Here is a 25,480-nt window from a genome sequence, read left to right as displayed (position 1 = left end):
AGATTAGAACATTTGATATCCACTTTTTCGAAGCTTCTTAATTACAATGCCAGCCAAAATTGCTCCTATTAATCCTGTTGATAAAATAAATAAGTCCGCTTGTCCAAGATGAGATACACTTGTCCCAAATGAAGAAAATGTTTCTGATGGCTTTGAAAAATAGTCCCAAATACTTGCTTTATTAACGATGAGTATGCAAATGATTGGATAAATCATCACCATCACCCACGTAGCACGTAAAATCATGTTAAGTAAAAATCCAATTCCAAAAAACAAAATAAAAAACAACATCATTGAAATAAGTAGTACTGGTATACTCAATTGTTCTCCATCCCCCTTCTCCCCGCCGTAAACACATGATACGCTGTATATCCAAATTGCTTTCCTGGATTAAGTGTCGTATCCATCTCAAGAATTGGCCCTGTATTCCCCTCTAATAAATATCGAATTAATATGGAAGTATTTTGATCATATGCGATATCTTTCGGATGTAAAAATGCCACTTCCGACAATTCTTCTTCTTGAACCGTAATCTCTTCTCCTTCCGGTTCTAATAGAAAAATAATCATATTATCACTAATTTCATCATGAATAACACCGGAACGAATACCAATTACGCCTTTCACATGTGCCGTAATACCTGTCTCTTCTAAAACTTCTCGTTTCACAGCTTCATCAATCGTTTCCCCTTCATTAACAAAGCCCGCTGGTAATGACCATTTCCCTTTTAATCCACTATATTTTTTCTTAACAAATAGCCATCTTCCATCATTTGTCACTACTAGTCCGCTTACAGCTAACCAAACTTTCCCACGCTTCTCCATGATGTAAAACCCCTTCCGTTTAAACGAACAGAATATTCTTTCTTTTTCATTTATTATACTATATTTTTCAGTGAGAATAATATAAGTCTTCCTTTTCTTATTTATATTTTCCATATATTTGATTTAATGTTAATATAGAGAAGTAATTTCCTGAGGAAAGATCTTGAATCCCCTCAAAAATTCTTCCTTGCATACTACATCACACCTATTCATTTGGAAAAGGAGTAAAAAAATAAATGAGAAATCGATCAAAAAAGTCCAGTATTATATTTGTAACACTCGTTTCTGCTTTCTTCTTCTGCTCTGTCCTAGTGGTTCCTTCTCTTTCGCCACTTGCTGATTTTGGACCAAATGCAAATAAGTTTAACTCTTTAGGCATGTGGAAATCCATCGGCACGATTTTACTATTTTATAGCGTACCTCTACTTCTTTATATAGCAGGAATACGTGCAATGCGATTCATCCTGGCTATTCTTTGCGGCATGGGAATATTCATCAATCTTGCAATACTTGCAGTCGTATATATAATCATACATACAAATGACTATCATGCCTCCTCTTTCTTAGGAGTCATCATCGTTTGCATGGCGTTAATCATCACAAATATCATTTGGTTTTTTGTTGCTTTTCGCTCAAAAAGAAATTCTACTTATATGCTAGATGCAAATTGAAATGGTAGTAAAAAAGCAGAAACGGCTAGCCGTTTCTGCTTTTTCTACTATATATTAAAAGAACTTCAATTTCCCTTTTTTCAAAACTAATAAAGGTCCACCAAGTAGGAATAAGTAACGGTTATCAATTACTTTTTTCATGAAAGAAGCTTTCCAGCCCGTTAATTTTTTTCCCATCACAACACCCATTGCATCGTCATGTCCTAATGAACATACAGATCCTTTATTATCAAATACGAACTTTTTCATTTCGCCTTTTCCACGAATTATTACAGATAAATTGTGGGCAATGTTGTAACCTTGTTGAATTGCGATTTGTGCTGTCGGTGGGTATGGACGGTTAATTTCTTCATTGATGATTAATGCTGCGTCACCAACCATGAATACATTTTCTTGACCTGGAGCGCGCATAAATTCATCGACCTTTACACGACCGCGCATCGCTTCAAATCCAGACTCTTCTACAATACCATTGCCACGAACACCTGCAGCCCAAACAACAGTTTCAGATTTAATTAATTCTACATCATCACCATTTGCAACAAGAATACCTTCTTCAGTTGCTTCTTTAATTGCTGTACCGATGCGGAATTCTACGCCCTTTTTCTCTAGCTGTTTTACAGCGTATTCAACTAATTCTGGATCAAAACCAGGAAGTGCTGTTGGAGCAGCTTCTACACAGATGATACGTACTTTTTCACGTGGAACATCATATTCTTTGCACAGTTCAGGAATTCGATTAGCGAGTTCACCTACATACTCGATGCCTGTGAACCCTGCGCCACCTACAACGATTGTTACGAATTCATCACGTTTTTCAGTCGCATATTGAGCGAATTTATATTCCATATGCTCACGAATTTGACGAGTGGTATTAATGTTAGTGATCGAGAATGCATGCTCTTTTAACCCTTTAATACCAAATGTTTCAGACTCGAAACCTAGACCGATTACTAAATAATCATACTCTAACTCGCTATTTTTTAAAATCACACGTTTTTCAGCCGCTTTAATTTCTACAACTGTATCTTGCACAAAGTTTACTTTATTTGTATCAATAACATCTTGAATATCTAGACGGACTTTATCATGATGTAATGTACCAGCTGCACTTTCGTGTAACCAAGTTGCTTGGTAGTGATAGCTGTTGTTATTTACTAGCGTAATTTCAGCTTCACTTACAGATAATGTTTTTTGTAGGCGAACAGTCGTAATCATCCCACCATAACCTGCACCTAAAACTACGATTTTTGGAGTTTTCACTGAATCACAACCCTTTTCTTTTATATAATCGCACTAAATAATAAACACCCAATTTGTCAAGAATGTGGAATTTATCACATTCTCATTCATAACAAAACGTATTCAAAAATTCGTACGAAATTTGTCATAAAAAATTAACATAATACTTCCCTATATTATTCGGTTTTATTTCGGAATTCAAGCACCTAAAGAATTATCAATATTTTAAAATAACATAGCGTTTTCAAGGGTTTCTCCCCCTCTTTTTCATGTATTTTCCTGTTTGTATATTTTATACATTTCTGCTCAATCTATGCAGAAGCTTACAAACAATTCAGTCGCTTTCTTACGTATTATGAACAAAAATATGCTATCATTTATGTTAACTTGCAATCCTTTGCAGGATTTCCGTATACATATGAACAATATATGGAATCAATATCAAAATTCCATCTATAGGGGGAATAAATAGTGACAGAAAATCAAAATGTGTACGACATAACGATTATTGGTGGTGGTCCAACTGGACTATTTACAGCATTTTATGGCGGGATGAGACAGGCAAGTGTAAAAATTATTGAAAGCTTACCGCAACTTGGAGGACAATTGTCCGCACTATACCCTGAAAAATATATTTATGACGTTGCAGGATTCCCAAAAGTACGTGCTCAAGAATTAGTGGATAATTTAAAAGAACAAATGAAAAAATTTGATTCTACCATTTGCTTAGAAGAAGCAGTGGAAACTCTTGAAAAACAAGCTGATGGCGTGTTTAAACTTGTAACAAATAAACAAACACACTACTCTAAATCTGTCATTATTACAGCTGGTAACGGCGCTTTCCAACCACGCCGCTTAGAATTAGATGGTGCACAGAAATTTGAAAAGAAAAACTTGCACTATTTCGTTGATGACATGAATAAATTTGCCAAAAAACGCGTTGTTGTATTTGGCGGTGGTGACTCTGCAGTAGACTGGACATTAATGTTAGAACCAATCGCTGAGCAAGTAACAATTATTCATCGTCGTGATAAATTCCGCGCTCATGAACATAGTGTAGAAAACTTAATGAACTCTCGCGTCGATATAAAAACACCTTATGTTCCAGTAGAACTAATCGGTGAAGATCAGATTGAACAAGTTGTTCTGCAACATGTCAAAACAGAAGAAAAAGTCGTCATTGATGTTGATGATGTCATCGTAAACTATGGTTTCGTCTCTTCCCTTGGTCCCATTAAAAACTGGGGCTTAAACATTCAAAAAAACAGCATCGTTGTAAATTCGAAAATGGAAACAAATATTCCGGGTATTTATGCAGCCGGAGATGTTTGTACATATGAAGGAAAAGTAAAACTAATTGCATGTGGTTTTGGTGAAGCACCAACAGCAGTAAATAATGCAAAAGCTTACTTTGACCCAAGTGCAAAATTACAACCAATGCATAGCTCTAGTATGTTTTAACTTATAAATAAAAAAGAGGTGCGATTTCTACACTAGAAGTTGCACCTCTTTTTTATTACATGCAGATAACGTTCAAAAAATTCTTTTTTTTAAAACAACATATTTTATTTTTATCCTCCAGCATACATGCATAAAGTATAATTTATATAATCACTTAAATTGGGATGGGAGAGATATCATATGGAAGTTCAAACGGAAATATATCGAGCACATATTGTTTGAAATAAAACAGATTGGATTATTTATGCAGGGGATGAAATAATCACACCGAGCAACTTATATTTATTTATTGGATGAAAGAGGAGCAATATATTTTTTCATAAGAAGATGTCTTTTAACAAGAAAGTACCGTATTCCATTCAAAAGCTCTCAACCGCTGTGAATGTTAAATGCCTTAAGAAACATCTTTCTTTTTCTCTTTTCCTCCTTGTTCTCCATCCTCATCTTATAAATCGATGGAATTCCCACACTTTGTTGTAGAATAGGAGCGATTCATATGGGCATCACAATTGATAAAGCCGTTACTTTCTTCTTATTATGGGTTCTGCCTTTATTACTAACTATGGTAGGCTATTTCAAAATGAATCAAGAAGATAAAAAAGACGTACGAACTACATTTATATCAGCAAAATGGATTTTCTCTCTCGGCTTCTTCTTCCTCGGAATCTACCTCGGTGCTATCGGCCGGTTCTTAACAATTTTTGTCCTAGAACAAATTGCCATTCCTTTTGTTTTAGTTGGAGGAATGGTACTTTCTATCCAATTGTGGCAGAAAACCAAATTAAAAGGGATGATTGTAATGGTCCTTACTTTTGGGCTTATCATCTTCACATTGATATAATTATTCCCTGCCATATTTTTCCCTCGTATAAGATTGCAAGAAAAATACATATTACTTTTCATCATTTTCCACATACTAAAACTATTACAACCACATACATGTACGAGGTGAGATAAATGAATGGAAATAAACTATTAGCCGCGCTTTCGTATTGGAGCGTTTTCTTTGCTCCCATTCTATTCCCGATCATTATTTGGATCATTGGTGAAAACGAAACGAAGATTCATGCAAAAAAAGCGCTTTGGACTCATATTATCCCAGGGATTGCAGCTTTTTTAGGTATGATTATAGTCGGTATGTTAGGAATTGGTTCTAATCAACCTGATATAACATTTGGCATCGGTGCGATTATCATTATAGGAATTTGCGGAATCATTAGCATATACTTCTTTATTTGGAATATTGTAAAGGGAATTCAAGTGCTGAAATCTTGAAAGGAGAACCATCAGACACCTCATAATGAGAGTATATCTGATGGTTTTTCTCCTTCTTATCTTTAAAAATATACTGGGCAAATCTGTTATTATTGTCTACAATGAAAAAGTGTAGTATGAAAATATTCAAAACTACATACAAGAATATCCCTATAAAGGATTATTTTTTATTTTACTTTTTAGGTTTATTACCTAAACAGAGCGGTTAAAACAAATGTTAATAGAAATTTTATACTGCTTCAAATTTGTGACATAGAAAGGATGCAATATGGAGGAATTACAACGAAATAAGTCTGTTTTAGATGAAAATGGGAAGCCATTATTAAAAAATACAAATTTCCTTTTCCTCTGGGCAGCTACTCTTTTTTCAAGTTTTGCATTAGCCTTTTTTACCTTTTCTCAAACATGGTACATCGCGAAAACATTAAATCTCGAAGCTTCCCTCGGTGTTGTCTTTGTTGCACTTAGCGTCCCAAGACTGATCTTTATGATTGTAGGAGGAGCTGTGGCAGACAAATTCCCGAAAAAAAATATTATGTTTTACTCCAATATCGTTCGCGCGATTATTGTAGCAACAATCTTAACTTGGTTTGTCATCGGTGACGTAACCTTATATACATTTGCTTTCTTCGCTTTATTCTTTGGTCTGGCAGATGCTTTTTTCTGGTCCGCAGACGGATCCATTTTACCTGAACTTGTTGAAAAGCAGCGCTTAACACAAGCAAACTCACTAACCCAGATGACAAACCAAGCATCCGTTATTTTAGGACCTGTACTCGGTGGCATCCTAATTAAATTTAGTAACTATGAAACGATTTTTACCATTACAATTCTTTTACTTATTATAGCCGCTATACTTGTCCAAAAAATACAATCTACTGTGCAAGAAGAATCAGATTCAAATAAAGGAATGTTTACATCTATTAAAGAAGGAATTTTATATGTAAGAAAATCGCCATTTCTGTCCACATTCCTAATTTGTAGCGCCTTTTTAAATTTATTTTTAATCGGCCCTATGCAAGTTGGATTTCCACTGTTTATCAAAAATGTATTGCACGGCGATTCTCTTCAATTTAGTTATTTAGAAGCATCCGTTGGAGGCGGAATGGCAATTGGAGCCATTATCGTTGGCCTAAAAAATATTAGCCGAAGACGGGGGCTATTTTGTATTATCATGATGCTGTTATCTGGCGTATTCTTCTTATCGATTAACTTTAGTACAACACTATGGCAAGCATTATTAGCTGGCGCATTTTATGGGATTACGATTGCTATGGCGATTGTTCCTTTAATGGCAATGATTCAATCTACTGTTAAAGAAGAAATGATGGGGCGCGTGATGAGCTTACTCATGCTGTCATCAATGGGATTCATTCCAATTTCTTATGCCCTTACATCCCTTGCACTCGCTGCCGGCATTCCAATCGTCACCATTATGAAAAGCGGTGCGATTGCGGTCATTCTCTTTGTATTATTCGTTGCCATTCGCGTTCCCGTTGTACGAAAATTTGATTGATAAACAAAGGGTCATGTATAATACATGACCCTTTGTTCATTGTATAGTACAAGCGTTTATCCTTTTAAGAACTGAGGTAGAAAAATATGATTGTAATTAGTGCTTGTTTAGCTGGTATCGCTTGCCGTTACGACGGCAATGATCATCTTATTTCTAAAATAGAAGAGTTATTACAAAAAGAAGATACCGTTCTTGTCTGTCCAGAAGTACTAGGCGGATTACCAACTCCGCGCCCACCAGCGGAAATCATTGGTGGCAATGGAGATGACGTGCTAGATGGAAAGGCAAGGGTGCGAGATCAAAACGGAAACGATGTGACAGATGCTTTTATACAAGGCGCTTATAAAGCTTTAGAAACAATAAAAGATTTAAACCCTGCGTACATCATTTTAAAAGAGCGCAGTCCTTCTTGCGGTAGTTCTATCATTTATACAGGAGAATTTAATGGGAATAAACAAGATGGATATGGCGTTACAACAGCACTCTTTCGACGACATGGATTTACAATTATTTCAGAAGAAGAATTTGCACACGAAAAAAGGAGTTGACCGAAAAGGCCAACTCCTTCTTTATTATTTTACACCTAATTTTTCTTTCACTTTTGCAGGAAGCTCATCCTTCTTTACTTCCTCCCAAGCTGTTACCCCTTTTTCATCGGAGTAATACATGCGAAGAAATGCTTCTTTGCGAAGATTTTTCTGCGCAGTAAATTCCATTGTTTTTTCCTTACCTTCTTCATCAAATCCGGCTAATTTATATTGATAATCTGTATATTTTGTACCATTATCAGCTTTTCCTTCATATACTTTTCCATCCGCTGTAATTTGAACATAATACGTATCTTTTCCCATACGATTCAGATCACAACCAACTAAAATGCTAGCAAATACAATTAAAATACTAAAAAGTGCAATATATCGTTTCACGTGATTCACCTCATTTTTTATTATATCGATATCATAAACTTATATGCTAAAAAAAGAAATTCACAAACGTGACATGAACATTACACTTTTGTAAGATACTAAAAAGAACCTTCTCTTTTTCGGATGAGAAGGTTCTAATTCATTAACATTCCTCAGGCTTACCAGCATTCGTCGCTGTACGGAAAGAAGACCCGCAGCCACATGATGCGATTGCGTTTGGATTATCGATTGTAAATCCGCCGCCAAGCATCGATTGCTTATAATCAATTTTTACCCCTTTTACAATCGGAGCACTTTCTTTATCAATAACAAATTCAACACCGTGAAACTCAAGAACTGTGTCGCCTTCATTTGGTTCTCTTTCAAATCCTAAACCGTAAGAAAGACCGCTACATCCTCCACCATGAACGGCAAAGCGAACATATCTTTCTCCATCTTCAGCATCTTTTAACATATCCTTAATTTGAAATGCTGCTTGTTCTGTTACAGTAATCATAAAGCCCACCTTCCTTTCTTATTCTATTATACATCTTTATGCTTCTATCTTGTACTCATACACTCCGTGACAAATCACTTCTGCTGGTCCTTTCATCAGTACAGTTCCTTCTTCTGTCCACGTAATCATTAAGTCACCGCCAGCTAAATGAACCGTAATTTCTTTACCCCGCTCCATTTTTTCATTTAAAATTGCTGCTACAACAGATGCACACGCTCCTGTTCCGCATGCTTGCGTTACACCTGATCCACGTTCCCATACGCGGAAATTCATCTCTGTTTTATTCAAAATTTCAATGAACTCAACATTTACTCGCTCTGGAAACATTTCATGAGTCTCAAGTACAGGCCCCAGTGTTGTAAGAGGTGCCTTTTCTACATCATCAACAAAAATCACAGCATGTGGATTTCCCATAGAAACTGCTGTAAATGTATACCGTTGATTATGAAATAGAAAGTCCTCACGAATAAACGGTGTGTCTCCTTCCCCAAGCATCGGTAACTCTGCACGTGTTAAACGAGGTGCCCCCATATCAATTTTAACGAGTGTAACAATATCGTTCTCGACTGTTACCTCAGCTGTTACAAGACCAGCTAATGTTTCAATCGTAAAAATCGTTTCTTCTACTAATTTATGCTCATATGCATATTTCGCTACACAGCGAAGCCCATTTCCACAACTCTTTCCCTCTGAGCCATCATTATTAAACATACGCATTTTTACTGGCGCTACTTCAGATGGACAAATTAAAATCATTCCATCAGCCCCAATGCCGATATTTCTGTTCGAAACTTTCTCTGCTACAAGGGCTAGTTCTTCCTCTGGAATATGTTCTTTAAACATATTTACATATATATAGCTATTTCCAAGACCATGCATTTTTGTAAAAGAAAATTGGCTCATTCTGATTCACTCCAAAAATAATTTATTGTTTTAAGTATAAAATGCATGCTTTTGGAACACAATATGAATGTCCCCCGTTTCTCATATTTGACAACGTTTTGGCGACTTCCTTATCGAAGTCGTTCTTACACGAGTTGTGTAAGAAAAAGCCCTTCTTAAAAGGGCCTTTTTTATTTCATGCAAACATCCCCGCAATTGCAGCGCTCAATAAATTTGCTAACGTACCAGCTATGATAGACTTCAAGCCAAATTTAGCAATATCGCCTCGCCGATTCGGTGCCATCCCGCCGAGACCACCAAGTAAAATGGCTACGGAAGAAAGGTTTGCAAACCCGCACAATGCAAATGTAATCATCGCTGTTGTTTTCTCTGACAGCTTTCCCATTTGCGGAGCAAAGTCCGTAAACGCCACAAACTCATTTAAAATTAATTTTTCCCCAATAAAACCTCCTGCGGTAATTGCTTCTGTCCACGGCACACCAATAGCAAACGCAAGTGGCGAAAAAATATATCCCAATATAAGTTGTAATGATAAATGAGGATAACCGAAAAGACCACCGATTCCACCTACAATTCCATTTAAAAGAGCAATGACAGCAATAAAAGCAATTAGCATTGCGCCTACATTTAAAGCGAGTGATAATCCATCAGCTGCTCCGCGTGCTGCTGCATCAATTACGTTAGTCGGCTTGTTACGATCCTCTTTTTCCTCCTCTTCCGAAATCGTGCGCACTTCTTTCTTTTCCGTTTCGGGGAACAATAATTTTGCCATAATAAGCCCAGCTGGCGCTGCCATTACGCTTGCTGCTAATAAAAATTTAAGCGGCACACCTAGTGCAGCATATCCAAATAGAGTTGAGCCTGATACTGACGCTAATCCCCCAACCATTACAGCAAATAGTTCGGACTTCGTTAAATGCGGCATATACGGACGAATGACAAGCGGCGCTTCCGTCTGTCCTAAAAAAATATTTGCCGCTGCAGATAATGATTCTGATTGACTTGTTCCTAATAGCTTTGCTAAAGCTCCTCCAATACTTCGAACCATCCATTGCATAATTCCTAAGTAATATAAAATCGCAATAACTGAAGATAAAAAAATTAAAATTGGGAGTACGCGAAACGCAAAAACGAATCCAGCCATTTTCGTTGGATCTCCTAGATTACCAAATAAAAATAATATTCCAGCATTTGCAAAATCCATGATTCTTTGAACAAACTGCGTTACTTTCTCTAATATGCTTCGACCAAATTCCCACTCTAACACGATAAAACCAAACAATAATTGAATTGCAAGTCCACCAAATATAGTACGCAGTGAGATTGCACGTTTGTTATTTGAAAGCAAATATCCAATAAGAAGAATAATGATAATGCCAATTACTCCCCAAATAATATTCATTTTGTCACCTCATAGCTTCAAATTCTTTGTTAGCATTTCCTCCAAAGAAATTTTTACTCCTTATGAAATACGTGACAAAACAAAAGGTGTTACATCGCTGTAACACCTTAAAACATCGGATTTTCTTCCAAATAGTCATATATATTTTTCACAAGTTCTTCTACTGTAGTACCTTGGACAACTTCACCATTTACAAGTGCAAATGGTCCCTCAAAACAAATACCACAATAGCCAAGGCAACCGTATTCCATAACATCTAAGTTTGGATCTTTTTCTAGCTTTTCGAACGCTTCTTGTGAGCCGCTCGCAAGATTACCTACACAAAATTCGATTAATGGTTTAATCAACAAACTCCCCCCTATAACTTTTCAAATCATTCTATCAGAAGAAAATGCTACCATTTCTTGTTGTAATCATTACACGAACTAAACCATTGATTGGGTATACTGTTTTATTTCAAATCAGTTGGTAAATAGCAACAGCTTATCCCACTTTTCTTCTTATTGTACAACAGAGTGCTCATTCATGCATTGTTATTTGTTCACAAATTCGATATAATTTGAATGAGTAAAGTCAAAATATTTTTTCAATATACAATTTTATGATTAGGGGATATTTCAACAGAAAAGGGGTAATCCATCATGAAACACCTCGTGTTATTGGGTGGTGGCTACGGTGGAATGAGAATTCTGCAGCGGCTTCTTCCAAACAATCAGCTTCCAGATGATGTCCAAGTGACATTAATCGACAAGGTACCATACCATTGTTTTAAGACAGAATACTATGCATTAGTAGCGGGGACAATTTCGGAAACTCATATTCGTATTCCGTTTCCAGAGCATCCGCGCCTCAACATTCAATATGGAACTGTAACGAATGTTAATCTTGAAAACAAAAGCGTTCATCTCGATAGCGGTGAAGAAATCCAATATGATGATTTAATTATCGGACTTGGCTGTGAAGACAAATATCACAATGTTCCAGGGGCAAAGGAATATACACACAGTCTACAATCCATTGAACAAACACGTAAAACGTACGAACAATTAAACAGCTTAGAACCAAATGCAACAGTAGCGGTTGTCGGTGCTGGATTAAGCGGCGTTGAAGTAGCAAGTGAACTCCGCGAAAGTCGTCCTGATTTAACAATTTACTTATTCGATCGAAAAGAACGCATTTTATTTCCGTTTCCAGAGAAATTAAGTAGATACGTAGAGAAATGGTTCATAAAACATAAAGTTACCATTATACGGAACTCTAATATTACGAAAGTAGAGCCCAACATTGTGTACAACCATGACGAACCAATTGCTTGTGACGCAATTGTATGGACAGCTGGCATTCAAGCTAATGAAGTTGTTCGAAACCTTCCCGTCGAACATGATAGTAGCGGACGGGTTATATTAACAAAATATCACAATATTCCGAATAACGAGCATGTATATGTTGTAGGTGATTGTGCATCACTTCCACATGCTCCTTCTGCACAATTGGCTGAAGGACAAGGTGAACAAATTGTCCAAATATTGCTGAAACGTTGGAATAATGAACCACTTCCTGACGAGCTACCTGTTATTAAATTAAAAGGAGTTCTCGGTTCTCTTGGTAAAAAACACGGTTTCGGCTTATTGGCAAATCAGCCGCTAATGGGGCGCGTGCCAAGACTACTAAAATCCGGTATTCTCTGGATGTATAAATATCATAACGGGTAAAGAGAAAAACAAGAGTTTTTAGCTCTTGTTTTTCTTCTTTCTTCACAATTATATTTTTTTAACAAATTGAGACTTTAATTTCATTGCTCCGAAACCATCAATTTTACAGTCAATATCATGATCGCCATCAACAAGACGGATATTCTTTACTTTTGTACCAATTTTAATAACAGATGAAGTTCCTTTCACCTTTAAATCTTTAATAACAGATACAGAATCACCATCTTGCAAAACATTTCCATTCGCATCTTTTACAACTTTTATATCTTCTGTCTCTAATTCTAAATTCCACTCATGTGCACATTCTGGGCATACAAAAAGAGCCCCATCTTCATATGTATATTCCGAATTACATTTTGGACAATTTGGTACATTAGACATAATTTTCTTTCCTCCAATTTATCATTATGAATTCTTGTACAAGAATTCTTTTTCATTTCTTATGGATAACTGCGTGAGAATAGCTACTAAAAAATTGAAATGAATGGCATATAAGACTTTCCTATATTTTTATATACTGCCATAGTCTCCTCGTAATAACAAGCCTTCCTTCCATTCCTATTTTAAACAAACTTTGTGAAATTCTCCAAGTATCGATATCCAAATAATGGATATCATAATAACGACTCATTACAATTGTATATAACGGAGGTCTACGTGATGTATTATGTAAAATTAATTAAAGGACAATCCTTCTATGCTTTTAATCATCGTTTTTTATTAGATCAAGAGGAAAAAGTAACTCAAAGAATCTTTAAATATCTATGTAAAAATGAATTTTTTGAAGTGCGTAAAGAGGAAGACACTTCTTCCCCTTCCTAAAACAAAGATGACACGATTTTCAGTTATATAACTCGTACAAAAAAACGCTTAAATCTTACCAAGCGTTTTTTTGTTTTCATTACTGAAAACCAGACTATAATTCATCTATATTTTCGATTTTATAATACGGCAACTCCTATTCGTTAAAAATCATTATTCATTGCTATTACTTTCATAATCTTCTTCCATTTTATATTCTAAAATATCTCCAGGTTGGCATTCTAATGCTTTGCAAATTGCCTCTAAAGTTGAAAATCGAATTGCTTTTGCTTTTCCATTTTTCAATATGGAAAGGTTGGCCATTGTAATCCCAACCTTCTCTGAAAGTTCTGTTACGCTCATTTTTCTTTTAGCTAACATCACATCAATATTGATTATAATTGCCATATTCTTCACCTCAAACCGTTAAATCATTTTCTGCCTTTATATCTACAGCATTTTTTAATAGCTTTTGAAGAACAGCAGCAAAAACTGCGATAACCGTTGAAGTAAAAATAATGACCAATCCAATTAATATAATGCCAGGGGCATCGTCTCTCTCCGCAATGAGATAGAAAAGTGGCATACCTATCACATACAAGCTACTAATTGTAATGGCACAGTTCTTTATATTCTTTAAAGCTCTCACAGATAATTCCGAGAACGCTTCATTCTTATCAATATATTGCAAAAGTTTGAAAGCTTGATACAGGGCAAAGTAAAAAGGAATCGCCGCTGCATACAAATCAATTAGAACGAGATATTTCATATAAACAATATCTGGATACAATTCTGCTGCAAAAGACCCTATCTTAGGTACTAAAAATATACATAAAGTAAGAATTGGAATACCGATAAGAATAACGGCAATTTTTAAAAAGAATGTTTCTCGTTTCATAGACAGCACCTCTCTTATTGATTGCAAATTTGATTTTAACACATTTTTATCGTTTTACAATAAATTTTTATCTATTAACATTATTTTTTTGTTGTTATATAAAAAGATCATTTCTTTATCGTAAGAAATGATCTTTAACTTTGAACCATGGGATGGGTAAAAATTTAACGCTTTATCCGGAAGAATTCTCCTTCCTCAAGCGTGTGCAGGGCGATAACCCAACGGTAGGTGGGAGATGAATTTCGGTTTGGCATAGCCAAAATATTTTTGATAAACTAGACACATGAAGTTCTTTGATAACTTGATATATAAGGTTGCAGGAAGAAAACAAAGTGCGAAAACCAAGCCGTTCGGTTCCTGCGTAAAATATCAACCGTAAAAAAGAACGTCCAAGCGTTGGACATCTAGGGGTGGAATAACCCGAAGTAACGCTCAGGGAGACGAAAGGTTGCTTTCGTCGTGGAACTGAGAAGCCCCTACTTCAAAATTCGTTAGAATTTAAGTAGCGGGTAGTTCACTAAAATCAATATCATCATTCTCATATTAACAATAGCTGCTTTTACTCTATCACTTCAAGTATGTAGAGAAACGAAACTACCTACTATTTGTATACACCTTTTTACATAGTTCGATCGTACTAACCAAATACTCCCGCGTCATCTTTGCTCTTCTCCATATGGAAATCATTCGCCTTTCTCCCGCATTCCTTCTTATACGTTCAACCTCCCAGAATAACGGCTTCCATTTTTCAGAAGAAGACTTCATCATATATTGCAACCCTTCATCTTTTGAAACAATTCTCTTTTGCTCGAGAGTGACTACTATACGTCCCATTGTCACAACAGCTGATTCTACCCATTCCCCACTAAGAAATAAATAAGGACGCGATACTTTTTCGTTCCAATATTTCTCTACATTATATTTCATCGTTCTTTGAACATCGCTCCATGACGGGTGAAAAGGAAGTTCCTTCGCTTCCAGCCCCGTAACAGTAATTCCTTGATTCTTCAACGTCCACCAAGTCACTGCATTTATATCCCAGTGTCCTATGTTTATTTTTCCATTTGCGCAGTACATATACTCTTCTATATCCTTATTTCCATTTCCTAAATCAGCGACAGAAATATACATACCATCCATTCGTTTTCCAAACTTATGCTTACTAAGGGTTTTATGCAATTTCTTTATTTGAAATTGCATATCTTCCTCCATCCTTTTGCTTGTTACTGTAATAAAATCAATATCACTTGTCTCATAGCAAAATGCCCCTAATGCAACGGAACCATACACATATACTCCTACCAGTTCTTCATCTAACAAGATTTCTTGTAGCCTACTTACATATTGTTCCATTAACTCTTTTACTTCTTCTGGTAATTCTTGCTTCACGATATCTATTGCCCACACCGCCTTCAATATTTTTCCTTTTATAGTTATTAAAAAAACCTTTGCATTCACAAAGGCTTTTCAATTTATAAATATTTCTCAATCTCTTCATATACATCTTTCAAACGAGGACTTCCTTCTCCAACGATTTCTCCATTGACAAGAACAACTGGATAAAATAAATCTTCTTCAATCACACGCTCTGCAAAAGCTTGCTTCTCTGCATCTTCTTGCTCTTCTTGAATATCGATGTATTCAAATTTAAATTGATCTTCTTTTCCTTCATACTTACGACCAATTGCTGCTTGCAACCACTCAAACGTTTCCGTTGAAGATGGCATTCCAACGCAACTTGCACAAATCACTTTTGCACCATACACTTGAACATGAATCATTCTTTTTCCCCCTAACTTCCTGTTCTAACAGTATATTCAGATGACTTAACTACATAAGCGCATCACTTTACAAGTTTATACTATACCCCTATACTGAAAAAACACATTGTAAACATGATTGCACATTTCGACAATAAAACAAGAACAGAAAAAATAGATTTTCCCCTGTATCTTGATTATAATAAAATGGATGAAAGGAGTCGATAAAAATGGAAAACCCAAACATGCAAGAACAAGTACTAGAAGTATTAGATAAATTACGTCCGTTCTTACTTCGCGATGGCGGTGACGTTGAATTAGTAGATATTGAAGATGGTATCGTAAAACTACGCCTTATGGGTGCATGCGGAAGCTGCCCAAGTTCTACAATCACATTAAAAGCTGGTATCGAACGCGCACTACTAGAAGAAGTACCAGGCGTAATCGAAGTAGAACAAGTATTTTAATTTAAAAGCGAAGGCGGCTCGCTCAGAACAGGAGGACATTGGAGCTTTTGACGTAGAGGCGTTCTTTGCCTCGCAGGAAGAAGCGAAATGACCGACTGTTCTAGCCGCCGGAGCTAGATACATTTAAAAGCAAAGGCGGCTCGCTCAGAATAGAAGGACATTGGAGCTTTTGACGTAGAGGCGTTCTTTGCCTCGCAGGAAGAAGCGAAATGACCGACTGTTCTAGCCGCCGGAGCTAGATACATTTAAAAGCAAAGGCGGCTTGCTCAAAATCGCCTCAAAAAAAGAGATCAAATCTGATCTCTTTTTTGTTTTTTTTTGAAAAACAAATGGTAATTGAAATTATATCGGCGATTCGATACAACTTATCGACCGCTCGACAAATAATGACACCTTTTCTTCACCGCAATATGTAGAATCAAACAGAGGTCTCTGTTTGATTCTACAGCATTGTTTACGATAACCAATCTAATTTGCGAATCCCTAACTTATTAACAGGTAATCGAAAAAATTCATAAAAATGCTTCATAAATTGCTCTGAACGGTTCATATCGTGTAAAATGTCTTCTAAGCGATCTCTGTATACACTTTTATGTTCTTCATTATCTGTTTGATAGTAACTTTCTATTGTTTCAAAGTATTGGAGCGGAAACAGTAAACGCGCAAATAACAAACGCCATCCAAAAGAGGATAACGAATAATTTCGTTCATACTCGGAAATAAATTGAACAATTAGTCGCTCCGAATCTTTCTTTTTTTCCGTCATTATAGAGCGCATCCATTCTGCTATATCTCTAGTTGGATGATCATATACCCAGTCAATAGGAATTTTTAACCGATTTGTTTGTTGCCATAATAAAGGTGTAAATCTCTCTTGGCAAATCGTTGCGGAATCAGAAAGCTGTGGTGTATCATCTATCTCTGTATCAACAACATATTGAATAGCATTTTCAGCAATTCCTAAATAATAAGGGAATGATTCAATAAACAATTGATCAAATACGTCTGAAGGATGGTTCATAACCTGTGATTGCCAAAAACGCTCTAATTGATCAAGTCTCTTTTCCCATAGCGATTTCCATTCACCAATGCGGCTTAATTTATCAATTTCCTCTGGGAAAAAGGCACCGCGTTTATGGAATAATGAAAGTTCACTTCCTAATGGAGCAGCATGTCGTTCAAGCAAGCGGATACCTTTTAATAAACAATAATTTGTCTCTTCTATTTCACTTACATAGTAACCGTGTATCGTTGGAACGAAAGTTGCAACAGTAATATCCCCTTGCTGGTTCATATAATCACTGAGCTTTTTCATTTCAACAAGTACTTCCTCTTCCATATTTCCAATCGGAAGAAGTACATAAATTTTATTGCGAATCCAAAAACTTTTATAGGGGCCAAGGGGAATTAATTCTTTGACATGCATTTGATAATGCTCATAAATATGCTGAATCATCATAGTCGCCACCTATGTTTTTTTCTATATATATATGAGCTTGTGCTCGCCTTTCATTCCTATGCACATGATAAAGCTAAGAAACGTATACAAATAATAAAAAGAAAAAAAGGTGATAAACATGAAAGAATCAAATCAACTACAAGAAAAAGCATTCCAACTTTTACAAGAGCGCGGTGTAACAATCGATGACATTGCTGAACTCGTTCACTTTCTTCAAAAAAAATACCATCCTAATTTAGAGATGGCAGAATGTCGTTACAATGTAGAACGTGTATTATCGAAACGTGAAGTTCAAAATGCCCTTATTACAGGAATTGAATTAGATATCCTTGCTGAAAAAGGTCTGTTAAGTGAACCGTTGCAAGATATTGTAAAGCGCGATGAAGGATTATACGGAATTGATGAAGTAATCGCACTTTCTATCGTGAATGTCTATGGCTCTATTGGCTTCACAAATTTTGGATATATCGATAAATTAAAACCAGGTATTTTAGAATACTTAAATGATAAATCAACTGGAAAAGTTAATACATTTCTTGATGATATCGTTGGCGGTATCGCTGCCGCTGCTTCAAGTCGTTTGGCACACCGAGCTGAGCATGCAGAGTAAAGGAAAAGAACCTCCCTTCTAGTTCAAGATAGAAGGAGGTTCTTTTTTAAATTTACATATATTTCAAGGTGTTATATACTCCTTGTAAAAAGGGGTGGATTGAAATGACTCATAAACAAGCCTTTTCTTTGTTTTCTCTACTGCTTGCATTCATTAGTAGCACTCTATTTTTTCTATGTTTTGTATGGACACTGCGTCTCACCCCATCATTAGAAACAACTATAATTACATGTAGTGTTCTATCCATTGTTTTAGCATTCATTGGTGAAAGAGGATTTGTTCGTACAGTAGCTAGAGCATGTTCTATCGCCATACTATTTTACATGATTTTCTTCGGTTATATGATCCGTCTAATTTGGACTGGACCATAAGCAGGAACTTCTTTTCTCTGCTTATGAATACAACTTGCTGTTTAAATCCAACATTCTTATATAACATACTGGCCCTTTCGTTAAACGCTGCAACACTTAAGCGAATTTTTTGCGGCTGAAATGCATGAATAGCAAACTGTATTCCAGCCTGAAAAAATTCTTTCCCTCTTCCTTGCCCCGTTAATTCTGGCTTCATGCCCAGACCAATATCTATTACACCTTCTCCCCCATATAAATTAGCCTCTCTTCCCCCTGGCACTTGTGCACTTTCTCCAAAGCAAAAATAACCAATGAGCTCGCCATTCTCATTACAACATCCATAATATGTATCATTTAACAACTCTTTTATCGTCTCTTCACTATTTGAAAAGCTATACAGCGTATACGGTTCTTCATACTGCCACGTACTGATTTCTTTTGCTTCTCGTTCTGTCAGTTTGTGTATATTCATCCGCTCGCTCCCTTTCTAAAAATAATTTACTAACAAGTTTCTATGTCAAATCTAAAATCCCCCTTTTATTCTCAAACAATCTTTCCCCTATTAATAAAAACTCCGGTTATAAGACCGAAGTTTTTATTTCATCATTAATTTAGGAATATATTTTTGAAGAATATTTTCTACCTCACTCATATCCTCTTCCCTAATATGTAAATTCACATTATCATTCATTTTTTCTCTTCCGCGATATAAGAAAATATTTTCTTTTTGCGTTTCCCATACTGATGTTTTATATCCTTTTAATTCTTCGTATGAATAAAAGTTCAATCCATCTATTACACCTTTTTCGTATATTTGTACACTTTTAACAAGATGAATCGCTAACAAAACCATAAAGCAACTTGCTACAGCATAACTACTTGACTGAACAAGAAACTGTTCAAGTGTATCAATATCTCCACTTACATATTGAACATACGTATAAATACATTGTCCGATGAAATATGCTGGTCCCAATAATGCGATCCAACGTCTCTTCACTCGCGGATATGTTGCAATAAGCTTCCCAACAGTCTTTTTTACATTGTTCACTTCATATATTTTCCGTAAAATGAAAACTAAGATACACAATGTAAGACCGAAAATAATCCATGACATTGCATACATTTCCTATCACCACCTTTATTCATATATCATTACAATTTAATTTTATATTTTAGATACATATATCATATATGCAATTGTGCATAAAAAAAACAGGCAACCATTTCGTTACCTGTCTCTTATTACATTTTCTCAATCCACTCCGTCAAGTTATGCACAACATGCGTTGGTTGCACTTCATAATCTTTTAATTTTTCCACAGTTGTGACTCCAGTGTGGACAAGAAGCGTATCCATACCAGCATTTATCCCTGCTAATATGTCGGTATCATAGTTATCCCCAACCATGAGTGCCTCTTCCTTCGTCACAGCAAGTACTTTCAAGGCTTGTTCCATAATAATGGATTCTGGTTTCCCAATAAAGATTGGATCTACACCTGTGGATACTGCTACAACAGATGTTAGTGAACCGTTCCCAGGTAGTAACCCACGCTCAGTCGGAATAGCAATGTCTCCGTTTGTAGAAATAAACGTTGCGCCATTACGTACAGCAAGACATGCCTTTGCCAATTTTTCATATGTGATATCGCGGTCTAATCCAACAATGACAAAGTCAGGATTTTCATCCACAAGCTTAAACCCTTTTTCCACAAGTGCATCATGTAAGCCTTCTTCCCCAATCATATACACAGTAGCATCTTGTTTACGTTCATAAATAAAGTTCGCTGTCGCCATACTCGTTGTAAATACTTGCTCTGGTTCAGCTGGAATATCGAAACGAACAAGTTTTTCAGCAACTTGCTTCGGTTTTCGCGTTGAATTATTCGTTACAAATAAATATGGGATACCATGCTCTTGTAATGCTTTTACAAAGTCACTTGCTTCTTCAATTTGTTCTTCACCGCGATACATCGTACCATCTAAGTCAATTAAATAACCTTTATACATCTATTCTGTCTCTCCTTTTATCATAGCGTCCATCCCTTTCCTATATTACCCTCTTTTCCAAAAGAAAAAAACGCTTTACTCTAAAGCGTCTCATTACGTTTATTTTTTCTCTTGAATTCGATAAGAGCAATTGCAGTCCCCATCACACATATTGGTTAATATCTTTACATCTGCTTCAGAAAACAATTGTTTGTACATATCTTTTTCATCTTCACATAGCTGTGGAAATTTTTCTGCAATGGCCATCAATGGACAATTTTGTTTTTTCAAGATAAACGATTGTTCATCTTCTTGTTCCACTTGTACCATATAACCATTTTTCTCTTGAATTGCAGCTACTTCTTGCAATTTATATGCCAAACTCCCTTTTCCATCCACTCGTTTTTGAAGATGCTCTTTCATTCTGTTTGTTCGTGCTTTTAACACTTGCCGAAGTAGCTCTTCATTACCACTGCTCGCTAAATCTTTCAGCATATCGATTGCAAATTGCTTATATTCTTTCGGAAATGTATCTTCTCCTTTTTGACTAAGACCGTATAAATATGTCGGTCGTCCAACATGTTGTCTTACCATTTTGGAATCAATCAGTTGCTCTTTCTCTAGTTTACTTAAATGTCGACGTACTGCCATTTCCGTAATCTCCAATGACTCTGCTAACTCCGCAACGGTGTGCTCCCCGTTGATTTTTAAAAGCTGTACAATTTCTTCTTTTGTTGTACGCGTTTCCCCCATTTCTCTTTCTCACCCTTCTCCCTTGTTTCTCACTATGATAACCATGATAATATCCCTAAAAAGTAGGGATATTATCTACCCATTTATTCTGCAACAAATGCAGATACAGGTCCTAATTCCTTTTCTAAATAACGGCGAATATTCGCAGGGTATGTTTGTACGAATGCAATCTGTCTTTGAATTGTTTCATATAATTTTTTATGATTCATTTCAATATAATCTTGCATAAGCATTTTTCGAAGAAGAATCACTTCTTTCAGTCCTTCTCCTTCCGCTCCGCTTATTACTTTTTCATCCATTAAAATATCAATAATATCTTCATAACTTCCTGGATCACGCATAATAAATCCATCAATCATTGCGTTACCAACATCTAATATACAGTCAATGATAAGATGAGACATGCGTTCTAACGCATAGTATTCAAAATTTGTTTCATATTTTTTTTTCTCTTGAAATGTATCTACAACTTGTTCTAAACACGTTAACATTTTCTCAATCTTTTTTCTATCTACAAAGTACATAAAAGGTCACCTACCTGGAAATTAAAGCATTTACATTTTAATTGTAACCTTTTCTTCTGAAAAAATCGACAATTTTTCGAATTCACCTTTTCCCTGTAATTTGTTATAGTTATAATTGTATGATTTTTGAAATTGGAGGAATGTCACCTTGGAACGTGAACTCGCATTAGAAATTGTCCGTGTAACAGAAGCCGCAGCATTAGCATCCGCACAATGGATGGGACGCGGAAAAAAAAATGAAGCAGATGATGCAGCAACTACTGCTATGCGTAATATGTTTGATTCAGTAAACATGGCAGGTACTGTTGTAATTGGTGAAGGAGAGCTTGATGAAGCACCAATGTTATATATTGGTGAAAAATTAGGAACAGGAAACGGTCCAGAAGTAGATATTGCCGTTGACCCATTAGAAGGTACAAATATCGTTGCAAAAGGCCTTGCAAATGCAATGGCAGTTATCGCAATTGCAGATAAAGGAAATCTTCTTCATGCTCCAGATATGTACATGGAAAAGATCGCGGTTGGTCCAAACGCAGCTGGTAAAATTAGCTTAGATGATCCAATTGAAAAAACAATTGAAATTGTAGCAGAAGCAAACAATAAAAAAATTCGTGACCTAACGGTTATCGTCCAAGAACGTGAACGTCATCAAGATATTATTGATCGTGTGCGTGCGAAAGGAGCACGTGTGAAATTATTTGGTGATGGTGACGTTGGTGCCTCTATCGCTACCGCTTTACCAGGAACAGGAATCGACTTATTTGTCGGTATTGGAGGCGCTCCAGAAGGTGTTATCTCTGCAGCCGCATTAAAGTGTCTTGGCGGAGAAATGCAAGCGCGCTTAGTACCAATGAATGAGGAAGAGGAAGTGCGTTGCCGTAAAATGGGACTAGAAGATCCTCGTCAACTTCTTATGTTAGAAGACTTAGTATCTGGCGATGATGCAATTTTCTCAGCAACAGGTGTATCTGCTGGCGAGTTATTAGATGGTGTAAAATTCCTCGGCGGTGATTTAGCAGAAACATACTCTATCGTTATGCGTTATAAAACAAGAACGGTACGCTTTATTAAAACACATCACCATTTAGACCATAAGCCTCATTTAAACTTAGATATTTAAAAAGGAGCGTGCATGCACAGTATGGAAGAACGTTTCTTTCTGTACGACGATACAGTCGCTACAAAAACTCGTTTCGTTAGCTTTATGGGAGAAAACGAACGCCATGATTTAGCGCTTTTATACTCCGATCGTCATTATGGCAAAACAATTGTCCTTGATATGCAACGTAATAAATTCGCTATCATTGGAACTGACGATTTAAACGAACCTGGCTACTTAGAGCATGCTTTTTCTGTCTCTGAAGAAATTGCCGAAGAACTGCGCTCATTCTTATTTGAACTGATTTAATATTATGGCACCAGCTACTTTAGTGGCTGGTGGTTTTTGAATTGCCGGCCTATTATGTACGTATGAACAAAGCTATTTCTATCCAAAGGACGTCTTCTGCACATGCCAACATTTACTTTGCAATGGTCAGCAATTGAATAGCATCAGTCTCAAAAAAGCCACCCGCTTTTTCTGCCGCATCCGTACGATTCATTCCTTGTTCTATCAAATATAAAGCTTCATTTATTTTTTCTTCATCGGTTTTTAGTCTCCCAGTATATTTCCCCCATTTCTTTGCTGCTATAATTCCTTCTTTTGTCCGTTCAGAAGTTAAATCTCGTTCAAACTGAGCAATCCCTGCAAAAACAGTAAAGAACATTTTTCCATATGCCGTAGTTGTATCAAGCCATGCCTCTTTTAGACTTTTCAAGTTTGCTCCTTTACGAGAAATAAGTTCAGCAATCTCGATTAAAATATTTCATGCATCATACTTCTCTAATCATTTTTCCTACATTTATCTAAATACAGAATGCAAGTAAAGAAAGCAGTTTGAAATAAGAAATTGCCAAATAATTTTTTTAAAAATCTTCTTAAGACTTACCTCATCAAAATAACTATTAAAACGACGTAAAATCTCTCTTTATATATATAAATTGATTCTTTTACTCACAAAATTTAATAATTACAAGAAACAAAGATAGGAGTTACCTTTTATTTCAACTGAATTTTTCGCGTTTTAAGTTTATGAAATCAACAATATTTAAACGATTCACCATCATTTTTTCACAATAAAGGAAAAATAAACCTTCTAAAACTCTAAATATTTTGTTAATATATTAATGTAAGAACAATAAGAATATATTAGAAAAGGTGATTTTTTTGAAGTTTGGGAAAATGGGATTAGTAGTTGCAGCAAGTTTGAGTCTTTTCGCTTTATCTGCGTGTGGAAAATCTGCAAAAGAAACCGTTGTTTCTTCCACAGAAAGCATTTTAAATGCAAAACAAATGGAATCAAGCGGTTCCGTTTCTTTTAAATTCGATTCTAATGCGAAAGATATGAAACCAGAAGATAAAGCGGCAATGGATATGTTAAAAAACGTATCCATTACAGTTGATTCAAAAACAGATAAAGATGCAAAAAAAGATGAAATAACAATTGGTGCAAATATTAAAACAGATGCAATGAAAATGGATATATCGATTCCAATGTTTATGGATGAAGGGAAAAAGGCTTTATATGTAAAAGCGAATAATGTAAAATCGCTTTTACAATTAGCTGGCATTCCTGGTGATAGTTTTTCTACTCTAGAAGGAAAAGTTATCAAAATGGATATGAAAGATTTAGGAGAAGTAGATACAAAAGAATCTATGGAAATCCAAGCGAAAGTACAAAAAGCGTTATTAGATGCAATCAAAGCGCTTCCTGAAGACAAATTTACAAAAGAAAAAGATGTATATACTGTGAAATTAACAGGTAAAGATTTAAAAACAGTGATTGAAAAGGTATTTGATGAAATGTCTAAAATGAAAAACTTCACTGGAACAAAGCAAGAAATTGCAGACTTTAAGAAAGAATTAAAAGATGGAGACCTTGGTAAATCTTCTGTTTCTTTAACTTATACAATGGATGGAAACACAATTAAAAAACAGGATGCAGTAATTCATATCGAAGCAAAAAACCCTAAAGATAAAAATGAAACAATTAAATTTGATGTGAATATTCATTCCAATATCAAATCTATCGATAAACCAATCAAATTCACATTCGATACTTCTGAAAAGAACATTGTTCCAATGGATGAGCTGCAAGAAATGATTAATAAATTTATGAATCAATCTATGATGAATGACGGAATGGATGGCGGGGAAGTAACTCCTCAACTAGCTCCAACAGAACCTGCAGCATAAAAAAAGCTCCCTTAAGGAGCATAGCCATCAAGTTAACAAAAGTAAGGAAATACATTTTTCACCTGAAGACGAAATAAAAAATATAGCAATCAAATTTTATGAATGCACCAAAAAGATCCTCTTACTTCTATCGTAAGAGGATCTTT

33 protein-coding genes and 1 pseudogene are annotated in these 25,480 nt (G+C 35.7%); 13 read left to right on the top strand and 21 right to left on the bottom strand.

Annotation, left to right across the window (positions count from 1 at the left end; genetic code table 11):
- Positions 1-3: 3 nt before the first annotated feature.
- Entirely contained in the window at positions 4-321 is a 318-nt protein-coding gene (locus MR058_RS10995; RefSeq protein WP_242144058.1) for a YuiB family protein, read from the bottom strand.
- The gene (locus MR058_RS10990; protein WP_242144057.1) at positions 318-824 is read right to left on the bottom strand and encodes an NUDIX hydrolase; all 507 of its coding nucleotides are present in this window, start codon (positions 822-824) and stop codon (positions 318-320) included. The genes MR058_RS10995 and MR058_RS10990 overlap by 4 nt, the downstream gene beginning before the upstream one ends.
- 236 nt (positions 825-1,060) lie before the next feature.
- On the opposite strand from MR058_RS10990, the gene MR058_RS10985 reads away from it, so the two are divergent.
- Entirely contained in the window at positions 1,061-1,495 is a 435-nt protein-coding gene (locus tag MR058_RS10985; RefSeq protein ID WP_242144056.1) for a DUF5391 family protein, read from the top strand.
- Between the two features lie 54 nt (positions 1,496-1,549).
- Here MR058_RS10985 and MR058_RS10980 read toward each other — a convergent pair whose 3' ends face one another.
- A complete protein-coding gene (locus tag MR058_RS10980; protein ID WP_242144055.1) occupies positions 1,550-2,758 on the bottom strand; it encodes an NAD(P)/FAD-dependent oxidoreductase in 1,209 nt (402 codons plus the stop codon).
- 450 nt (positions 2,759-3,208) lie between these two features.
- Between MR058_RS10980 and MR058_RS10975 the strand changes: the two genes are divergently transcribed.
- The 5 genes from MR058_RS10975 to MR058_RS10955 all read left to right on the top strand — a co-directional run bounded on the left by MR058_RS10975 (position 3,209) and on the right by MR058_RS10955 (position 7,537).
- A complete protein-coding gene (locus MR058_RS10975) occupies positions 3,209-4,198 on the top strand; it encodes an NAD(P)/FAD-dependent oxidoreductase (protein ID WP_242144054.1) in 990 nt (329 codons plus the stop codon).
- Positions 4,199-4,694: 496 nt separating this feature from the next.
- A complete protein-coding gene (locus tag MR058_RS10970; protein WP_242144053.1) occupies positions 4,695-5,039 on the top strand; it encodes a hypothetical protein in 345 nt (114 codons plus the stop codon).
- A gap of 116 nt (positions 5,040-5,155) precedes the next feature.
- The gene (locus MR058_RS10965; protein ID WP_242144052.1) at positions 5,156-5,473 is read left to right on the top strand and encodes a magnetosome magnetite crystal formation protein family; all 318 of its coding nucleotides are present in this window, start codon (positions 5,156-5,158) and stop codon (positions 5,471-5,473) included.
- Positions 5,474-5,741: 268 nt separating this feature from the next.
- Positions 5,742-6,989 (top strand): MFS transporter, encoded by a 1,248-nt coding sequence (locus MR058_RS10960; protein WP_242144051.1) that lies wholly within the window; start codon positions 5,742-5,744, stop codon positions 6,987-6,989.
- Between the two features lie 86 nt (positions 6,990-7,075).
- Positions 7,076-7,537 carry a 2-thiouracil desulfurase family protein gene (locus MR058_RS10955; RefSeq protein ID WP_242144050.1) on the top strand — a complete coding sequence of 154 codons (462 nt, stop codon included), beginning with the start codon at positions 7,076-7,078 and terminating at the stop codon, positions 7,535-7,537.
- A gap of 24 nt (positions 7,538-7,561) precedes the next feature.
- Here the strand turns inward: MR058_RS10955 and MR058_RS10950 are convergent, their stop codons facing one another.
- The 5 genes from MR058_RS10950 to MR058_RS10930 form a co-directional block, all read right to left on the bottom strand.
- Positions 7,562-7,915 (bottom strand): YxeA family protein, encoded by a 354-nt coding sequence (locus tag MR058_RS10950; protein ID WP_242144049.1) that lies wholly within the window; start codon positions 7,913-7,915, stop codon positions 7,562-7,564.
- A 142-nt stretch (positions 7,916-8,057) separates the two neighbouring features.
- Positions 8,058-8,411: a HesB/IscA family protein gene (locus MR058_RS10945; RefSeq protein ID WP_242144048.1), complete on the bottom strand. Its 354-nt coding sequence runs from the start codon at positions 8,409-8,411 to the stop codon at positions 8,058-8,060.
- Positions 8,412-8,447: 36 nt separating this feature from the next.
- A complete protein-coding gene (dapF, locus tag MR058_RS10940) occupies positions 8,448-9,314 on the bottom strand; it encodes a diaminopimelate epimerase (protein WP_242144047.1) in 867 nt (288 codons plus the stop codon).
- 175 nt (positions 9,315-9,489) lie between these two features.
- The gene (locus tag MR058_RS10935; protein WP_242144046.1) at positions 9,490-10,716 is read right to left on the bottom strand and encodes a NupC/NupG family nucleoside CNT transporter; all 1,227 of its coding nucleotides are present in this window, start codon (positions 10,714-10,716) and stop codon (positions 9,490-9,492) included.
- A gap of 107 nt (positions 10,717-10,823) precedes the next feature.
- Complete coding sequence (locus tag MR058_RS10930) at positions 10,824-11,066, bottom strand: YuzB family protein (protein ID WP_242144045.1); 243 nt, start codon at positions 11,064-11,066, stop codon at positions 10,824-10,826.
- Positions 11,067-11,357: 291 nt separating this feature from the next.
- Here MR058_RS10930 and MR058_RS10925 point away from each other — a divergent pair, with 291 nt between their 5' ends.
- Positions 11,358-12,428, top strand: a complete 1,071-nt coding sequence (locus MR058_RS10925) for an NAD(P)/FAD-dependent oxidoreductase (RefSeq protein ID WP_242144044.1) — start codon at positions 11,358-11,360, stop codon at positions 12,426-12,428.
- 48 nt (positions 12,429-12,476) lie between these two features.
- On the opposite strand, the gene MR058_RS10920 is transcribed toward MR058_RS10925, so the two are convergent.
- Positions 12,477-12,809: a zinc ribbon domain-containing protein YjdM gene (locus tag MR058_RS10920; RefSeq protein ID WP_242144043.1), complete on the bottom strand. Its 333-nt coding sequence runs from the start codon at positions 12,807-12,809 to the stop codon at positions 12,477-12,479.
- A gap of 279 nt (positions 12,810-13,088) precedes the next feature.
- Between MR058_RS10920 and MR058_RS10915 the strand changes: the two genes are divergently transcribed.
- The gene (locus tag MR058_RS10915) at positions 13,089-13,250 is read left to right on the top strand and encodes a YqbF domain-containing protein (protein ID WP_242144042.1); all 162 of its coding nucleotides are present in this window, start codon (positions 13,089-13,091) and stop codon (positions 13,248-13,250) included.
- 153 nt (positions 13,251-13,403) lie between these two features.
- On the opposite strand, the gene MR058_RS10910 is transcribed toward MR058_RS10915, so the two are convergent.
- The 4 genes from MR058_RS10910 to MR058_RS10895 all read right to left on the bottom strand — a co-directional run bounded on the left by MR058_RS10910 (position 13,404) and on the right by MR058_RS10895 (position 15,908).
- Entirely contained in the window at positions 13,404-13,637 is a 234-nt protein-coding gene (locus MR058_RS10910; RefSeq protein ID WP_242144041.1) for a helix-turn-helix domain-containing protein, read from the bottom strand.
- A gap of 10 nt (positions 13,638-13,647) precedes the next feature.
- Positions 13,648-14,127, bottom strand: a complete 480-nt coding sequence (locus MR058_RS10905) for a DUF2975 domain-containing protein (RefSeq protein ID WP_242144040.1) — start codon at positions 14,125-14,127, stop codon at positions 13,648-13,650.
- Positions 14,128-14,721: 594 nt separating this feature from the next.
- The gene (locus MR058_RS10900) at positions 14,722-15,480 is read right to left on the bottom strand and encodes a nucleotidyltransferase family protein (RefSeq protein WP_242144096.1); all 759 of its coding nucleotides are present in this window, start codon (positions 15,478-15,480) and stop codon (positions 14,722-14,724) included.
- A gap of 119 nt (positions 15,481-15,599) precedes the next feature.
- On the bottom strand, positions 15,600-15,908 hold the full coding sequence (locus MR058_RS10895) for a YuzD family protein (RefSeq protein WP_242144039.1): 309 nt from the start codon (positions 15,906-15,908) through the stop codon (positions 15,600-15,602).
- Between the two features lie 209 nt (positions 15,909-16,117).
- Between MR058_RS10895 and MR058_RS10890 the strand changes: the two genes are divergently transcribed.
- Positions 16,118-16,354: a NifU family protein gene (locus MR058_RS10890; protein ID WP_012096008.1), complete on the top strand. Its 237-nt coding sequence runs from the start codon at positions 16,118-16,120 to the stop codon at positions 16,352-16,354.
- A gap of 454 nt (positions 16,355-16,808) precedes the next feature.
- On the opposite strand, the gene yutH is transcribed toward MR058_RS10890, so the two are convergent.
- On the bottom strand, positions 16,809-17,810 hold the full coding sequence (gene yutH, locus MR058_RS10885; RefSeq protein ID WP_242144038.1) for a spore coat putative kinase YutH: 1,002 nt from the start codon (positions 17,808-17,810) through the stop codon (positions 16,809-16,811).
- Between the two features lie 121 nt (positions 17,811-17,931).
- Here yutH and MR058_RS10880 point away from each other — a divergent pair, with 121 nt between their 5' ends.
- Positions 17,932-18,423: a phosphatidylglycerophosphatase A family protein gene (locus tag MR058_RS10880; RefSeq protein WP_242144037.1), complete on the top strand. Its 492-nt coding sequence runs from the start codon at positions 17,932-17,934 to the stop codon at positions 18,421-18,423.
- A 109-nt stretch (positions 18,424-18,532) separates the two neighbouring features.
- On the opposite strand, the gene MR058_RS10875 is transcribed toward MR058_RS10880, so the two are convergent.
- From MR058_RS10875 to MR058_RS10850, 6 genes are all read right to left on the bottom strand, one after another.
- On the bottom strand, positions 18,533-18,736 hold the full coding sequence (locus MR058_RS10875; protein WP_242144036.1) for a hypothetical protein: 204 nt from the start codon (positions 18,734-18,736) through the stop codon (positions 18,533-18,535).
- Positions 18,727-19,245 carry a GNAT family N-acetyltransferase gene (locus MR058_RS10870; RefSeq protein WP_242144035.1) on the bottom strand — a complete coding sequence of 173 codons (519 nt, stop codon included), beginning with the start codon at positions 19,243-19,245 and terminating at the stop codon, positions 18,727-18,729. Before MR058_RS10870 ends, MR058_RS10875 begins: the two co-directional genes overlap by 10 nt.
- Positions 19,246-19,368: 123 nt before the next feature.
- Positions 19,369-19,899 (bottom strand): iron ABC transporter substrate-binding protein, encoded by a 531-nt coding sequence (locus tag MR058_RS10865; RefSeq protein ID WP_242144034.1) that lies wholly within the window; start codon positions 19,897-19,899, stop codon positions 19,369-19,371.
- Positions 19,900-20,018: 119 nt separating this feature from the next.
- Positions 20,019-20,783, bottom strand: a complete 765-nt coding sequence (locus MR058_RS10860; protein WP_242144033.1) for a TIGR01457 family HAD-type hydrolase — start codon at positions 20,781-20,783, stop codon at positions 20,019-20,021.
- Between the two features lie 99 nt (positions 20,784-20,882).
- On the bottom strand, positions 20,883-21,515 hold the full coding sequence (locus MR058_RS10855) for a helix-turn-helix transcriptional regulator (RefSeq protein ID WP_242144032.1): 633 nt from the start codon (positions 21,513-21,515) through the stop codon (positions 20,883-20,885).
- 83 nt (positions 21,516-21,598) lie between these two features.
- Positions 21,599-22,039 carry a DUF86 domain-containing protein gene (locus MR058_RS10850; protein WP_242144031.1) on the bottom strand — a complete coding sequence of 147 codons (441 nt, stop codon included), beginning with the start codon at positions 22,037-22,039 and terminating at the stop codon, positions 21,599-21,601.
- Positions 22,040-22,187: 148 nt separating this feature from the next.
- On the opposite strand from MR058_RS10850, the gene glpX reads away from it, so the two are divergent.
- Together glpX and MR058_RS10840 are read left to right on the top strand one after the other, a co-directional pair.
- Positions 22,188-23,159, top strand: a complete 972-nt coding sequence (gene glpX / locus MR058_RS10845) for a class II fructose-bisphosphatase (protein WP_242144030.1) — start codon at positions 22,188-22,190, stop codon at positions 23,157-23,159.
- A gap of 21 nt (positions 23,160-23,180) precedes the next feature.
- Positions 23,181-23,447, top strand: a complete 267-nt coding sequence (locus MR058_RS10840) for a DUF3055 domain-containing protein (RefSeq protein WP_041810600.1) — start codon at positions 23,181-23,183, stop codon at positions 23,445-23,447.
- 112 nt (positions 23,448-23,559) lie between these two features.
- Here the strand turns inward: MR058_RS10840 and MR058_RS10835 are convergent.
- Positions 23,560-23,898, bottom strand: a pseudogene (locus MR058_RS10835) (recombinase family protein); the annotation flags it as partial.
- Positions 23,899-24,305: 407 nt separating this feature from the next.
- On the opposite strand from MR058_RS10835, the gene MR058_RS10830 reads away from it, so the two are divergent.
- Positions 24,306-25,334: a hypothetical protein gene (locus MR058_RS10830; protein ID WP_277926527.1), complete on the top strand. Its 1,029-nt coding sequence runs from the start codon at positions 24,306-24,308 to the stop codon at positions 25,332-25,334.
- The last annotated feature ends 146 nt before the right edge of the window (positions 25,335-25,480 follow it).

This window comes from Bacillus cereus group sp. BfR-BA-01430 (assembly GCF_022663115.1).
In the GTDB taxonomy this organism is placed as follows: Bacteria; Bacillota; Bacilli; order Bacillales; family Bacillaceae_G; genus Bacillus_A; species Bacillus_A cereus_BD.
This window is presented reverse-complemented; position numbering and strand designations above follow the sequence as displayed.